The organism is Agromyces sp. S2-1-8 (assembly GCF_021129215.1).
Lineage (GTDB): Bacteria > Actinomycetota > Actinomycetes > Actinomycetales > Microbacteriaceae > Agromyces > Agromyces chromiiresistens.
Genome location: NZ_JAJOLP010000001.1, coordinates 1,877,987 through 1,891,260 on the forward strand (window position 1 = coordinate 1,877,987; position 13,274 = coordinate 1,891,260).

14 protein-coding genes are annotated in these 13,274 nt (G+C 74.2%); 10 read left to right on the forward strand and 4 right to left on the reverse strand.

The features are described 5' to 3' along the window. The first annotated feature begins 22 nt into the window (after window positions 1–22). The 5 genes from LR269_RS08535 to pnuC all read left to right on the forward strand — a co-directional run bounded on the left by LR269_RS08535 (window position 23) and on the right by pnuC (window position 4,712). The gene (locus tag LR269_RS08535) at window positions 23–787 is read left to right on the forward strand and encodes a DUF1684 domain-containing protein (RefSeq protein ID WP_231430304.1); all 765 of its coding nucleotides are present in this window, start codon (window positions 23–25) and stop codon (window positions 785–787) included. A gap of 78 nt (window positions 788–865) precedes the next feature. Continuing rightward, window positions 866–1,693: an aldo/keto reductase gene (locus LR269_RS08540; protein ID WP_231430305.1), complete on the forward strand. Its 828-nt coding sequence runs from the start codon at window positions 866–868 to the stop codon at window positions 1,691–1,693. Between the two features lie 3 nt (window positions 1,694–1,696). Further along, a complete protein-coding gene (locus LR269_RS08545; RefSeq protein ID WP_231430306.1) occupies window positions 1,697–3,604 on the forward strand; it encodes a thioredoxin domain-containing protein in 1,908 nt (635 codons plus the stop codon). Continuing rightward, a complete protein-coding gene (locus LR269_RS08550) occupies window positions 3,601–4,023 on the forward strand; it encodes a DUF3054 domain-containing protein (RefSeq protein WP_231430307.1) in 423 nt (140 codons plus the stop codon). Before LR269_RS08545 ends, LR269_RS08550 begins: the two co-directional genes overlap by 4 nt. After that, entirely contained in the window at window positions 4,020–4,712 is a 693-nt protein-coding gene (pnuC, locus tag LR269_RS08555; protein WP_231430308.1) for a nicotinamide riboside transporter PnuC, read from the forward strand. The genes LR269_RS08550 and pnuC overlap by 4 nt, the downstream gene beginning before the upstream one ends. Before the next feature lie 23 nt (window positions 4,713–4,735). Here pnuC and LR269_RS08560 read toward each other — a convergent pair whose 3' ends face one another. Beyond that, on the reverse strand, window positions 4,736–5,068 hold the full coding sequence (locus tag LR269_RS08560; RefSeq protein WP_231430309.1) for a hypothetical protein: 333 nt from the start codon (window positions 5,066–5,068) through the stop codon (window positions 4,736–4,738). Window positions 5,069–5,262: 194 nt separating this feature from the next. Between LR269_RS08560 and LR269_RS08565 the strand changes: the two genes are divergently transcribed. The 5 genes from LR269_RS08565 to LR269_RS08585 all read left to right on the forward strand — a co-directional run bounded on the left by LR269_RS08565 (window position 5,263) and on the right by LR269_RS08585 (window position 10,523). Continuing rightward, window positions 5,263–5,865 (forward strand): alpha/beta hydrolase, encoded by a 603-nt coding sequence (locus LR269_RS08565; RefSeq protein WP_231430310.1) that lies wholly within the window; start codon window positions 5,263–5,265, stop codon window positions 5,863–5,865. 70 nt (window positions 5,866–5,935) lie between these two features. Further along, window positions 5,936–7,498, forward strand: coding sequence for a methyltransferase (locus tag LR269_RS08570; RefSeq protein ID WP_231430311.1), 1,563 nt, complete (start codon window positions 5,936–5,938; stop codon window positions 7,496–7,498). Window positions 7,499–7,631: 133 nt separating this feature from the next. Further along, window positions 7,632–8,564, forward strand: a complete 933-nt coding sequence (locus LR269_RS08575) for a DnaJ domain-containing protein (protein WP_231430312.1) — start codon at window positions 7,632–7,634, stop codon at window positions 8,562–8,564. A 55-nt stretch (window positions 8,565–8,619) separates the two neighbouring features. Further along, window positions 8,620–9,921 carry a M18 family aminopeptidase gene (locus LR269_RS08580; RefSeq protein WP_231430313.1) on the forward strand — a complete coding sequence of 434 codons (1,302 nt, stop codon included), beginning with the start codon at window positions 8,620–8,622 and terminating at the stop codon, window positions 9,919–9,921. A gap of 86 nt (window positions 9,922–10,007) precedes the next feature. Next, on the forward strand, window positions 10,008–10,523 hold the full coding sequence (locus tag LR269_RS08585) for a rhodanese-like domain-containing protein (protein ID WP_231430314.1): 516 nt from the start codon (window positions 10,008–10,010) through the stop codon (window positions 10,521–10,523). A 56-nt stretch (window positions 10,524–10,579) separates the two neighbouring features. On the opposite strand, the gene LR269_RS08590 is transcribed toward LR269_RS08585, so the two are convergent. The 3 genes from LR269_RS08590 to LR269_RS08600 all read right to left on the reverse strand — a co-directional run bounded on the left by LR269_RS08590 (window position 10,580) and on the right by LR269_RS08600 (window position 13,267). After that, a complete protein-coding gene (locus LR269_RS08590) occupies window positions 10,580–11,485 on the reverse strand; it encodes a sulfurtransferase (protein ID WP_231430315.1) in 906 nt (301 codons plus the stop codon). Window positions 11,486–11,613: 128 nt separating this feature from the next. Continuing rightward, window positions 11,614–11,811, reverse strand: a complete 198-nt coding sequence (locus LR269_RS08595) for a hypothetical protein (RefSeq protein ID WP_231430316.1) — start codon at window positions 11,809–11,811, stop codon at window positions 11,614–11,616. 61 nt (window positions 11,812–11,872) lie between these two features. Beyond that, window positions 11,873–13,267, reverse strand: a complete 1,395-nt coding sequence (locus tag LR269_RS08600; RefSeq protein ID WP_231430317.1) for an L-serine ammonia-lyase — start codon at window positions 13,265–13,267, stop codon at window positions 11,873–11,875. Window positions 13,268–13,274 lie beyond the last annotated feature (7 nt).

Genomic DNA, 13,274 nt, shown 5'->3' on the forward strand with positions numbered 1-13,274 from the left:
CCGCGATCGGTAGCGTGGAGGCATGACGAGCGAACGCTTCGAGTCGGACTGGCACGACTGGCACCACGCGCGCGAAGCGCGCGCGACGGCCCCGCACGGGCTCGCCGCCCTGCGGCACACGCACTGGCTCACCGACGAGCCGGCGGCGGTGGAGGGCGCGCCCGGTCGCTGGGCGGCCCATGACGGCGCGGTGGTCGGCACAGGGCTCGCGGATGCCTCGGACGCGGTGCGCCTCGCAGCCGGCGACGAACTGGCGGTGGGTGCGACGGTGCTGCGCGCGTTCGAGCGCGACGGGGCGCTGGCGCTGCGCGTGCTCGACCCCGACGCCCCGACGCGCACGTCGCTCGCCGGCATCGACGCGTTCGCACCGTCGCCGCGCTGGGTCGTGCGTGCGAGCTTCGAGCCTGCGGCGGACGCGACGCTCGACGTGACGAGCGTCGACGGGCACGCGTCGACCGAGCACGTCGCAGGCGTCGCCCGGTTCGACGTCGACGGCACCCCGATCGAACTCACCCTGACGCGGGACGCCGGCGGCCTCGGCGCGGTGTTCGCCGACGCGACGAGCGGCCACGAGGCGTACCGGTTCCGCTTCCTCGCCGTGGACGAGCCCGCGGCCGACGGCACGCTCGAGCTCGACTTCAACCGGGCGTACCTGCCGCCCTGCGCCTTCAGCGACCAGTACGTGTGCCCGCTGCCCTCGCCCGGCAACCGGTGGTCGGTCGCGGTGCGCGCGGGGGAGCGCCTGCCGGTGCGCCGCACGGTCGCGGCGGAGTCGCCCGCGGCGTGACCGGAGGCGGCCGTGCCCGGCTTCGCGGGCAGCGAACCGCCCTGTCGGCGCGAGCCCGGTCATGATGGGATGGCGGGCATGACGGTTCCCCGCATCCAGCTCAACGACGGCCACTCCATCCCGCAGCTCGGCTTCGGGGTCTTCAAGGTCGACCCGAACGAGACCGAGCGGATCGTGACCGACGCGCTCGAGGTCGGCTACCGGCACCTCGACACGGCGCGCATCTACGGCAACGAGGCGGGCGTGGGCCGGGCGATCGCGGCATCGGGCATCGCCCGAGAACAGCTGTACGTGACGACGAAGCTCTGGAACGACGACCAGGGCACGCAGTCCGTGCACGACGCCTTCGATGCGAGCCTCGAACGGCTGGGGCTCGACTACGTCGACCTCTACCTGATCCACTGGCCGAGCCCGGCCCGCGACCGGTACGTCGACACGTGGCGCGAGTTCGAGAAGCTCCGCGACAGCGGTCGCGTGCGTTCGATCGGCGTCTCGAACTTCCTCGTGCCGCACCTCGAACGACTGCTCGACGAGACCGACGTCGTGCCCGCCGTCGACCAGATCGAGCTGCACCCGGCCCACCAGCAGCCGGCGACCGCGGCGTTCGCCGAGGAGCACGGCATCGCGATCGAGGCCTGGGGGCCGCTCGGGCAGGGCAAGTACCCGCTCTTCGAGCTGCCCGAGATCGCCGGACCGGCGGCGACGCACGAGAAGACCCCCGCCCAGGTCGTCGTGCGCTGGCACCTGCAGCGCGGGCACATCGTCTTCCCGAAGTCGACCCGTCGCGAGCGCATGGCCGAGAACTTCGACGTGTTCGACTTCGAGCTCGACGATGCCGAGATGCAGGCGATCACGGCGCTCGAGCGCGAGGGCCGGGTGAGCGCCCACCCCGACGAGGTGGACTGACCGATGGGCCGACGCCTCGCCGACGCCGTCAGCCCGTACCTGCGGGCCCACGCGGGGAACCCCGTCGACTGGTTCCCCTGGGGCGACGACGCCTTCGACGAGGCGCGCGCGCGAGACATCCCCGTCATGATCTCGATCGGCTACGCGACCTGCCACTGGTGCCACGTGATGGCCCGCGAGAGCTTCGACGACGTCGAGACGGCGCGCGTGCTCAACGAGCGGTTCGTCGCGATCAAGGTCGACCGCGAGGAGCACCCCGACGTCGACTCGAGCTACCTGGCCGCCGCCTCGGCGTTCACGCGCGAGCTCGGCTGGCCCCTCACGGTCTTCGCAACCCCCGACGGGCGGGCGTTCTACGCGGGCACGTACTTCCCGCCCGCTCCGCAGCGCGGCATGCCGTCGTTCCGGCAGGTGCTCGCCGCGGTCGACGAGGCCTGGCGCGAACGGCGGACGCAGCTGACCGACACCGCCGACGCGGTCGCGGGTGCGCTCGCCGACGCGGCGTCGGCCGAGACGGCGGGCGCACTGCCGACGACCGCTCGGCTGGCTGACGCCGTCGAGGCGCTCGCGGCGCAGGAGGACCGGGTGCACGGAGGCTTCGGCGGGGCCCCGAAGTTCCCGGTGGCGCCGGTGCTCGACTTCCTCGCGCGGAGCGGCGCCGACGGCCGAGCCATCGCCCGCCGTACGCTGCGGGCGATGGCGGCGTCGCCGCTCCGCGACCCGGTCGACGGCGGGTTCTTCAGGTACGCCACCCGCGCCGACTGGAGCGAGCCGCACTACGAACGGATGCTCACCGACAACGCCCTGCTGCTCGCCGTCGCGGCCGACCTGGCCCGCGACGACGCAGTGCTCCGCGAGGTCGCCCGCGACACGTCGGCGTTCCTCATCGGTACGATGCAGCTCGCGTCGGGCGGGTTCGCCGCCGCGCAGGACTCGGAGAGCATCGTCGACGGCGTGCGCACCGAAGGCGGTTACGCGCAGGCCGACGCCGAGCGACGGAGGTCGCTCGAGCCGCCCGCGCTCGACGAGAAGGTGCTCACGGGCTGGAACGGCCTGGCGATCGGTGCGCTCGCACGTGCGTCGGGCGCCATCGGCGGGCAGGACGGCGATCGAGCCCTGGCCGCCGCGCGCCGGGCCGCCGACTTCGTGATCGGCCACCACCTCGCCGACGGCGCGATCGTCCGGGCCTCGCGCGACGGCCGGGCGTCGGCCGCCACCGCGGCCCTCGAAGACCCCGGAATGCTCGCCGGGGGACTCATCGACCTCGCGCTCGCGAGCGGCGATCCCCGGTACGCCGAGGTCGCGCGCGAACTCGTCGACGCCGCGATCGACGCGGCCCGGCCCGACGAGACCGTGCCCTTCGCCGTGCCCGGCGGGCCCGATCCCGTGCTCGCCGCGCGCGGCCTCGCCCTGCCCGGTGACCCCGCCGAGGGCGCGACCCCGTCGGGCGCGACCGCATGCGCGCAGGCGGCGTGGCGGCTGTGGCTGCTCGGTGCCGGCGATCGATATCGGGCCGCGGCCGTCGCGGCGATGGAGCGCGTCGCCGCCGTCGCCGTGCAGCGTCCGATCGCGTTCGGCGCTTCGCTCGGGCTCATGGCCGACCTCGCCGCGCCCGTCGTGCAGCTCGTGACCGTCGTGCCCGGCGCGGCGACCGGTGGCCCGGCCGCCGCGGCCCCGCAGGAGGCCGAGCTCGTCACCGAGAGCCGTCGGCACGAGGCATCCATCACGGCCGTCGTCACGGAGGAGGCGGCCCGACGGTTCGCGGATGCCGGCTTCGACCTGTTCGCCGGGCGCGACCTGCGCGACCGCGCCGCCGCGGCCTACCGGTGCCGCGAGTTCGTCTGCGCGCTGCCGGTCGTCGACGCCGCCGCGCTCCGGGCGCTCGCCGCGCTCCGTACGATGGAGGCATGAGCGGAACCGTCGCCGGATCGGCGAGCCCGAACCGGGCGAGCGCGCGAACGATCCTCGTGAGCCTCGTCGTCGACCTGGCGCTCGTCATCGTCTTCGTGCTCATCGGCCGTCGCAGCCACGCCGAGGCGCTCGACGTCGCCGGCATCGTCGCGACCGCGTGGCCGTTCCTCGTCGCCGTGCTCGCGGGATGGGGCCTCGCACGCGCCTGGCGCGCGCCGAGCGCGCCGTGGCCGACGGGCGTGATCGTGTGGGCCGTGGCCGTCGTCGGCGGGCTTGCCCTCCGGGTCCTCGCCGGCGACACCGCGCAGGTCGCGTTCATGATCGTCGCGGCGCTGACGCTCGCGCTCCTCCTCATCGGCTGGCGCGCGATCGTCGCGCTCGTGCGCGCCCTCCGCGGACGCGCCAGGACCGTCGCATGATGCTCGAAGCCGCGGCGGCGCCCGGCCCGATCGAGTGGCTCTTCGACGCCCAGCTCGTGATCGGCGGACAGGTGATCCTCTGGCGCGAGATCGTCGGCAACCTGTTCGGGCTCGCGTCGGCGCTCGGCGGCATGCGGCGCAAGGTCTGGGCGTGGCCCGTCGGCATCATCGGCAACGCCCTGCTCTTCACGGTCTTCATGGGCGCCGTCTTCCACACGCCGAACCCGGTCAACCTGCTCGGGCAGGCCGGACGGCAGCTCATGTTCATCGGCGTCTCGATCTACGGGTGGATCCAGTGGTCGAGGCACCGGCACACGTCGGCGAACGCCGTCGACCCGCGCTGGGCGACCGGGCGCGAGCGCGTGCTGCTCGTCGTGGCGATGATCGGGGGCACGCTCGTGCTCACGCCCATCTTCAGCGCCCTGGGTTCGTTCGAGCCGGTGTGGGCCGACGCGTGGATCTTCATGGGGTCGCTGCTCGCGACGTGGGGCATGGCGAAGGGCTGGACGGAGTTCTGGCTCATCTGGGTGGCCGTCGACATCGTCGGCGTGCCGTTGCTCGTCTCGGCCGGCTACTACGCCTCGGCGCTGCTGTACCTGTTCTACGGCGCGTTCACCATGCTGGGGTTCTTCACCTGGCTGCGGGTGCAGCGACGGCGCGAGGCGGCGTCGGGGTCACCGGCCGCCTGAACGCGGGTGCCGCCGGCGGCGCGTCACCAGGGCGCGGGCACGCGGTCGAGCAGCGCCCATACCGCCCCACTGAGTTCGGGGTGCTCGAGGGCGATGCCCCGCAGCAGCTCGAACTCGAACCTCGCCGCCTCGCCCGGGCGTGCAGCCGGGTGGTACGCGCGCGACCGTGCCGGACCCCAGGTCTCCGACTGCAGGCGCTCCTCGCGCAGCGTCGCGACGACCTGCTCGTCGACGGAGGGCAGGTCGGGCAGGAACATCCACGGGTCTTCGCCGAGCCGGCAGCGCAGTTCGATGAGCGCGGCGAGCTCGTCGCGTGCGTCTCGACGCAGGCGCTCGAGCACCGATGACTCCGCCATACGCGCCCTCCCCTCGCCTTCCACGATCGTAAGCCCACGCTACGCGCACCGTGTGACGGGCGGGTTACGGGGCGCAATGCCAGATGACCCGCAGATGACGGCTCTGTGACATTCGCCCGTGCACGCCGCCGCGCGAGGCGCTTGACTGATGGCCGCGGCCGGCGATCACGGCCGGACGAACGACGGGAGACGACGTGGGCGAGGTGCTCATCCTGCACGGCTGGCAGAACCATCGACCCGAGGGGCATTGGCAGCGCTGGCTCGCCGAAGAGCTCGACGCCCGCGGCCACGACGTGCGGTACCCGCAGCTGCCCGATGCCGACACCCCGGTCCGTGCCGGCTGGCTGGCCGCACTCGAGGCCGAGCTCGTCGGCACGACGCCGTCGCAGCTCACCGTCGTCGCGCACAGCCTCGGCTGCGCGCTGTGGCTCGCGTACGCGGTCGCCCGGCGCGAGTCGGGGCTCGACGACCCGGCGGCGGCTCGCGTCATCCTGGTCTCACCGCCCTCCGACGGATTCCTCGAGCGGACGCCCGAGATCTCCGGGTTCCTCACCGCCGACACCGGTGAGGATGACGCGGTCGCGGCGGCGCTCGCGGCGGCGAGCATCGCGGCACCGATGGTGGTGCAGGGCGATGACGACCCGGTCAACCCGGCTGGAACGGTCGCCTTCGCCGAGGTCTTCGGGCTCGAGCGCGTGACGGTGCCGGGCGGCGGCCACCTCACGATCGGCGACGGGTACGGTCCGTTCCCGCTCGTGCTCGACCTCGTGCTCGACCCCGGCTCGCCCACCGGATGACCGGCGCGGCACGCGACCGCGATGAGCGCCGTCACCGCACCCGTGCGGTCTCCGCTGCTTGAATGGTCCGGTGGACACCGCACGCACCCCGAAACCCCTCAGCCGCCTCGCCGAGGACCTGCGCGCCGTCGACTTCACGGTCGACGCGCTCGACGGCCTCTGGGGCGGGGCTGCGGCTGCGGCGCTGCACCGGGGCGAACGCGTGCCCGCCCGGCGAGTGCTCGACGGCCGCCGTCGCGCGCACGCCGGCGGTGCGGTGCTCGCGACCCTCGCCGAGCTCTTCGTGCTCGGGCTGCCGGTGCCGGCCGACGAGGCGGCCGAGGCCCTGCCGCGACTCGGTCTCGACGACGCGGTCGAGCTCGGGCTGATCCGGCGCGACGGCGATCTCGTCGTCGCCGCCCTCGACCTGCGCCCCTACGCGTTCGGCGACGCGCACGGCGAAGCGCACTGGTGGATCCTCTCGGATCTCGGCGAGCTCGCGCTCGGACACGCGCTCGGCGAGCACCACGTGCTCGGGGTCGGCGGCGCCTCGACGACGCTCTCGGGGCTCATGCTGCCGACGCCCGCCCGACGCGTGCTCGACCTCGGCACCGGCTGCGGCATCCAGGCCATGCACGCGTCGCGATTCGCCGACGAGGTCGTCGCGACCGACATCTCGGAGCGGGCGCTCGAGCTCGCCCGCATGAACCTCGAGCTCAACGGCATCGAGGGCGTCGAACTGCGCCTCGGGAGCCTGTTCGAACCGGTCGCCGGCGAGCGGTTCGACCGCATCGTCTCGAACCCGCCGTTCGTCATCACGCCGCGCACCGAGGGGGTTCCCGAGTACGACTACCGCGACGGCGGCATGGTGGGCGACGCGCTCGTCGAAGCGGTCGTGCGCGGTTGCGCCGAGCACCTCGAGCCCGGCGGCACCGCGCAGCTGCTCGCCAACTGGGAGTATCGCGGCGGCGACGACGGGCTCGAGCGCGCCGCGGCATGGGCGCACGGACTCGACCATTGGATCGTCGAGCGCGAGGTGCAGCCCGTCACGGAGTACGCCGAGACGTGGATCCGCGACGGCGGCACGAGGTCGGGTACCGCGGCCTTCGACCGCCTCTACGACGCGTGGCTCGACGACTTCGCGGCGCGCGGGGTCACCGAGGTCGGCTTCGGGTACGTCGTGCTGCGACGGCCGGTCGGCGGGGATGCCTCGGCCGCGGCATCCGCGACCGACGGGCTCGCCCGGGTCGAGCGCCGGCACGGCGCGATCGGGTCGAACCCCGCGGGCCTCGGCGGGCACCTCGCGCAGTGCCTCGCGGCGCACGACCGGCTGGCGTCCCTCGACGACGGCGCCCTCGCCGCGCTGCGCCTGACCGTCGCGGGCGACGTCACCGAGGAGCGCCACTACTGGCCCGGCGACGCGGACCCGACGGCGATGCTGCTGCGGCAGGGCGGCGGGTTCGCGCGCACGATCTCGCCCGGCACGGCACTGGCCGCACTCGTCGGCGCCTGCGACGGCGAACTCGCGGTCGGCGCGATCGTCGCCGCACTCGCGCAGCTGCTCGAGGTCGACGGGGCGGCGCTCGCCGCAGAGCTGCTGCCGGAGGTGCGGGAACTCGTCGACGACGGCTTCCTGCTGCTGCCGGCGGACTGACGCACCGGTCGGCGCGGATCGGAGCAGCGGCATCCTCCTCCGGGCCGACCTGCGCACGGCGCCGACACCGACGAATTCAGAGGGCCGGCCGATTCGTGCGCGGTATTCTCGTGCTCGCAACGAAAGCGAGCCAATGCCCGAGAGCCCCCTGTCAGCGTCGCCCTATGAACTGCTCGGCGTCGCAGCCGACGCCGACGAGGCGACCCTGCGCGCCGCCTACCGCCGGGCCCTGCGCGAGGCGCACCCCGACACGGGCGGCGACCCCGCGAAGTTCCACGCGGTGCAGTCGGCGTGGGCGCTCGTCGGCACGCCGGCGGCGCGGGCCGCGTTCGACCGCGGTCGCGGCACGGTCGGCACCGCGCCGAGTCGTGAGGCATGGGCGCCCGCCGCGCCCCGGCCGCGGCGCGACTCGCGGCCGCTCGCGCGGTCGTACGGCCACCCAGGCGGGCTCTCGCGCGAGCGGTACCTCGAGTCGATCCGCGAGTGGGTCGGGCGGGGCGCCTCGCTTCCCGATCCGTACGACCCGGCGCTCGTGCGCGGTGCGCCCCGCGGCATCCGGCACCTCCTCGCCGACGCGCTCGCCGAGGAGGCGAGCGCCCGGGCGCTCGCGACGCTCGGCATCGCGTACACGATCTGGCACGACGTCGCGACGGATGCCGCGGGGCACGGCCTGCCGCCGAAACTCGACCACCTCGTGCTCGGTCCCACGGGGCTCTTCGCGATCCAGTCGGAGGACTGGGGCGGGCCCGTCGCGCTCAAGCGCGGTGAACTCGTCGGCGAGGCGCTCGCGGGCGAGCGGCCGTTCAAGGCGCTCGCGGCGCGGGCCAAGGCGATCGGACGGGCAGCGAAGGCGAAGCCGACGGCGCTCATGATCGTCGTGCCCGACGACCACGCCGGCGAGCCGCTCGAACTCGGCGGGTCGGTGCGCGGCGCCGTCGTCGCGCTCGTCCGGCGTTCGCGTCTCGCGAGCGCCGTGCGCGAGGGCCTGCCCGGATCGGCGCACCTCGGCGGCACCGAGGTCATGGAGGTGCGCTCGCGCCTGCAGGCGGTCGTGCGGTTCGCCTGAGCCCCCGGTGGCCGCCCGGTTCGCCCGCCGCCCGTTCGCGGTGTTGGATGGAACCATGCCAGCTGACGCCGCCGCCGCATCCGTGCCCGACCTCGATGCCCACATCGCCGACTTCGCCGACTTCGTGCAGGCCTCGCCCTCGTCGTACCACGCCGCCGCCGAGGTCGCCCGCCGTCTCGAGGCGGGCGGGTTCGAGCGGCTCGACGAGACCGCCGAATGGCCCACCGGTCCCGGGCGTCGCGTCGTCGTGCGCGACGGTGCGGTCATCGCGTGGATGCAACCCGACGGCGCCGTGCCGACCACGCCGTACCGCATCCTCGGGGCGCACACCGATTCGCCGTCGTTCAAGCTGAAGCCCAACGGGCAGACGGTCAGCGAAGGCGTGCTGCAGGCCTCGGTCGAGGTCTACGGCGGGCCGCTCCTGAACTCCTGGCTCGACCGCGAGCTCGAGCTCGCGGGCCGCATCGCGACCGACGACGGCGCCGTGCACCTCGTGCGAACGGGGCCGATGCTGCGCATCCCGCAGCTCGCGATCCACCTCGACCGCGAGGTGAACTCCAAGGGCCTCCTGCTCGACAAGCAGCGCCATACGCAGCCGGTCTGGGGGGTCGGCACCGGTGACGACGCCGACCTGCTCGACGAGCTCGCCGCGTTGGCGGGCGTGCCCGGCGCGGCGATCGTCGGGCACGACGTGCTCGTCGCCGACACGGCCGCGCCGACCCGCTTCGGCCGCTCGGGCGAGCTGTTCGCCTCGGGCCGCATGGACAACCTGACCTCGGTGCACGCCGGGCTCGTCGCGCTCCTGCGGGCGCCGTCCGACGCGGAGCACGTGAGCGTGCTCGCCGCCTTCGACCACGAGGAGCTCGGCTCGGAGTCGCGCTCGGGCGCGAGCGGGCCGTTCCTGGAGGACGTGCTCTCCCGCATCGCCTCGGGCCTCGGCGCCTCCGACGACGAACGCCGACGCGCCCACGCGGCGAGCTGGATCGTCTCGTCGGACGCGGGACACGCCGTGCACCCCAACTACGCCGACCGTCACGACCCGGCGAACCGCCCGGTGCTCGGTGGCGGTCCGCTGCTGAAGCTCAACGCGAACCAGCGCTACGCGAGCGATGCGCTCGGCGGTGCGCTCTGGGCCGGCGTGTGCCGTGCCGCGGGCGTGCCCGTGCAGCGGTTCGTGTCGAACAACGCGATCCCGTGCGGATCGACGATCGGTCCGCTCTCGGCGACCCGTCTCGGCATCCGCACGGTCGACGTGGGCGTGCCGCTGCTGTCGATGCACTCGGCCCGGGAGCTCGCGCACGTCGACGACCTCGCGGCGCTCGGCGCCGCTGCGACCGCCTTCTTCGCCGGAGCCTGAGCACCCGCGAGCGGTTGGCGGGAAGTCGCGCCGCGTTGGCGCGATTTCCGTCCCGCCGACGGCGCTGGGCCTGCCAGTCTGGGCGCATGACCGACACGATCACGACCTCCTCGATCTTCCGGACCGCGGCCGATTCCGAGTCCGCGATCCGTCACTTCGAGGGCCGACTCGCGTTCGAGACGGATGTCTCGGACGTCGCCGCCGAGCTCGCCGCTGGCGCGCCGGGCTTCGTGCTCGTCGACACCCGCAACGAGGCCGCGTGGGCGCAGGGGCGGGTGCCCGGCGCGGTGCACCTGCCGGGTCGCCGCATCGCGGGGGAGGCGGCGGCGCTCGTGCCCTCCGGCGTTCCGGTCGTCGTCTACTGCTGGGGGCCGGCGTGCAACGGGGCGACGCGAGCGGCGCTCGAGTTCGCCCGGCTCGGCCATCCGGTGAAGGAGATGATCGGCGGGTTCGAGTACTGGGTGCGCGAGGGCTTCGCCTACGAGACCGACGAGGGGCTCGCGCAGCGGGTGCCCGACCCGCTCACGAACGTCGCTTCGGCGGGGCTCGCCGGTTCACCGGTGACGGCCGCCGAGGCGGCCGGCATCACCTGCGCCTGCTGAGGCGCACGGCGGTGCGGCGCTCGTCGCCCCTCGCCGGTCGCGACCGGGACATCGGGTCAGGTGAGGGCGACGAGCGGCGCCTCGGGGTCGGCGAGCCACTCGTCGAGCGACCCGTCGTAGACGGCGACGTCGGGATGGCCGGATCGCCGGAGCGCGAGCGCGGTGCCCGCTGCGGCGATGCCCGCACCGCAGTAGACGACGAACCGGCCCGTCGCGGCGTCGGCCGCGTCGACCGCCGGGGCGAGACGTTCGGCGAGGGCGTCCCCGTGGAGCGCGACGCGCGTCTCGCGGTCGACGAGCGAGCCCACGGGCACGTTGACGCTGCCCGGGATGTGGCCCCGCCGCGCACGCTTGCCGGTCTCGCCGCGGAAGTCGCCCCGTGGCAGGGCGCAGACGAGGGCGGAGCGCTCGTCGCCCGCGACGATGCGGCGCACCTCCTCGCGGTCGGCCCAGTAGCCGGGCTGCGCCGTGAGGCGCAGCGGGCCGGCGGCGCGCGGCTCGCGGTACCCCGTCTCGACCTCGCGGCCCTCGGCCCGCCACCGCTCGAAGCCGCCGTCGATCACGGCGACGTTCGCGAAGCCGGCCGAGCGGAGCAGCCACCAGAGGCGGGCGGCCCAATGGCCGATCGACGCGTCGTACACGGCGACCGCGGTGCCGTCGTCGATGCCGAGGCCGCGTGCGGCCTCGGTGAGGCGGTCGAGGTCGGGGCGGGTGAACGCGAACGGGCTGCCCGGGTCAGAGAACTCCTCGAGCAGGTCGGCGAAGACGGCGCCGGGCAGGTGCCCGGCGATGAGGTGATCGTCGAGCCCGCTCAGCCAGTGGAATCCCGTCGCCGCGTCGACGCCGAGCACCGTCGCGTCGACGACGACGAGTCGTTCGTCGTCGTGGTGTTCGGCCACCCAGCCGGTCGAGACGAGCGGGCCGGGCACGGTGAGCGGATCCGAGGTCGCGTCGAGAGTCATGCCGGCCACGCTAGGCGCCGCTGCCGGCCGGCGCGGCCGGACCGCAACAGGCCGTCACGAGGCGTAGCACGGCGACGCGCGTGCCGCGCGAACGGCTGCGGCCGCGCGGTGCACGAGCCGGCGGCGGCTCAGCGGAGCGGTCCGCGCCGGCTCTCGAGCCAGAGCGTGTGCTCGCGGAGGCCGTTGCGCACCGCGGCCTTGATGATGAGGTAGCCGATCCACAGCATCAGGGCGAGCACGGCGAGGTAGATCACCACGCCGATGATGAGGCCGATGAGGCCGGCGCCGAGGAAGAAGTTCGGATCGATCGTCGGGTCGCTTTCCATGGGGCCACCATGGCAGAAACGCGTCGGGTCCGGGAGGGTCCCCGAGTGGGGGACACGCAGGTCAGCACTCGATGACGTTGACGGCGAGGCCGCCCTCGCTCGTCTCCTTGTACTTCGTCATCATGTCGAGGCCCGTCTGGCGCATCGTCTCGATGACCGTGTCGAGCGAGACGAGGTGCGTGCCGTCGCCGTGCAGCGCGAGCCGGGCCGCCGAGACCGCGGTCGATGCGGCGATCGCGTTGCGCTCGATGCAGGGCACCTGGACGAGTCCGGCGACCGGGTCGCACGTGAGGCCCAGGTGGTGCTCCATCGCGATCTCGGCCGCGTTCTCGATCTGCTGGGGGGTGCCGCCGAGCACGGCGCAGAGCGCACCCGCCGCCATCGCGCACGCTGAGCCGACCTCGGCCTGGCAGCCGCCCTCGGCGCCCGAGATCGACGCGTTCTTCTTGACGAGGCTCGCGATCGCCGACGCGGTCAGCAGGAACCGGCGGATGCCCGCCCGGTCGGCGCCCGGCACGAAGCGCAGGTAGTAGTGGCCGACGGCGGGCAGGATGCCGGCCGCGCCGTTCGTCGGCGCGGTCACCACCCGGCCTCCGGAGGCGTTCTCCTCGTTGACGGCGAGTGCGAAGGCGTGCAGCCACTCGGTCGACGTGTCGCGGTGCGCCGTCGACTCGATCTCGTCGCGGTCGTAGGCCTCCAGGCGCCGGCGCACGTCGGGTGCGCGCCGCTTGACGCGGAGGCCGCCGGGCAGCGTGCCCTCGGTCTCGAGGCCGTGCTCGACGCACTCGGCCATCGCGTCCCAGATGGCGTCGAGCCCTGCGTCGATGCCGGCCTCGCCGTGCACGGCGATCTCGTTGTGCCTGGCGACGTCGCAGAACGAGACGCCGTGCTCGTCGCAGAGGGCGAGCAGTTCGGCGGCGTTGGAGTAGGGGAGCGGATGGCGCAGGGCCTCGGCCTCGGCGGCGGGGTCGCCGTCGCGGCGGATGAAGCCGCCGCCGACGGAGTAGTAGGTCTCCTCGGCGATGGGCAGCGGCCCTTCGCCGAACGCCTGGAGCGTCATGGCATTGGGGTGCCCGGGCAGGCGCGTGCGCGGCTCGAGGGAGATGTCGCTCTGGCGCAGCCGCACGGGGTGCGCGCCGAGGAGGCGGATCTCGGCGCCGGTGTCGCCCGCGTCGGCGAGGCGGGTCCACGCGTCGCGCACGTCGGCGGGGTCGCAGTCGTGCGGCTCGAGGCCGGCGAGGCCGGCGACGACGGCGTCGGGCGTGCCGTGCCCGAGGCCGGTCGCGCCGAGCGAGCCGTAGAGCGAGCACGACACGCGCGTGACGTCGCCGAGCACACCGCGGGCATCGAGCGACTCGACGAACATGCGAGCCGCCCGCATGGGGCCGACGGTGTGCGAACTCGAGGGGCCGATCCCGATCGAGAACAGATCGAGGGCGGAGACGAACGCTGTCACCCCTCAA

Coding starts and splice junctions, on each gene's coding strand:
- LR269_RS08545 (WP_231430306.1), top strand. CDS start 1,697: ATGGGCCGACGCCTCGCCGACGCCGTCAGCCCGTACCTGCGGGCCCAC.
- LR269_RS08580 (WP_231430313.1), top strand. CDS start 8,620: ATGCCAGCTGACGCCGCCGCCGCATCCGTGCCCGACCTCGATGCCCAC.
- LR269_RS08540 (WP_231430305.1), top strand. CDS start 866: ATGACGGTTCCCCGCATCCAGCTCAACGACGGCCACTCCATCCCGCAG.
- LR269_RS08575 (WP_231430312.1), top strand. CDS start 7,632: ATGCCCGAGAGCCCCCTGTCAGCGTCGCCCTATGAACTGCTCGGCGTC.
- LR269_RS08595 (WP_231430316.1), bottom strand. CDS start 11,811: ATGGAAAGCGACCCGACGATCGATCCGAACTTCTTCCTCGGCGCCGGC.
- LR269_RS08590 (WP_231430315.1), bottom strand. CDS start 11,485: ATGACTCTCGACGCGACCTCGGATCCGCTCACCGTGCCCGGCCCGCTC.
- LR269_RS08560 (WP_231430309.1), bottom strand. CDS start 5,068: ATGGCGGAGTCATCGGTGCTCGAGCGCCTGCGTCGAGACGCACGCGAC.
- pnuC (WP_231430308.1), top strand. CDS start 4,020: ATGATGCTCGAAGCCGCGGCGGCGCCCGGCCCGATCGAGTGGCTCTTC.
- LR269_RS08585 (WP_231430314.1), top strand. CDS start 10,008: ATGACCGACACGATCACGACCTCCTCGATCTTCCGGACCGCGGCCGAT.
- LR269_RS08550 (WP_231430307.1), top strand. CDS start 3,601: ATGAGCGGAACCGTCGCCGGATCGGCGAGCCCGAACCGGGCGAGCGCG.
- LR269_RS08535 (WP_231430304.1), top strand. CDS start 23: ATGACGAGCGAACGCTTCGAGTCGGACTGGCACGACTGGCACCACGCG.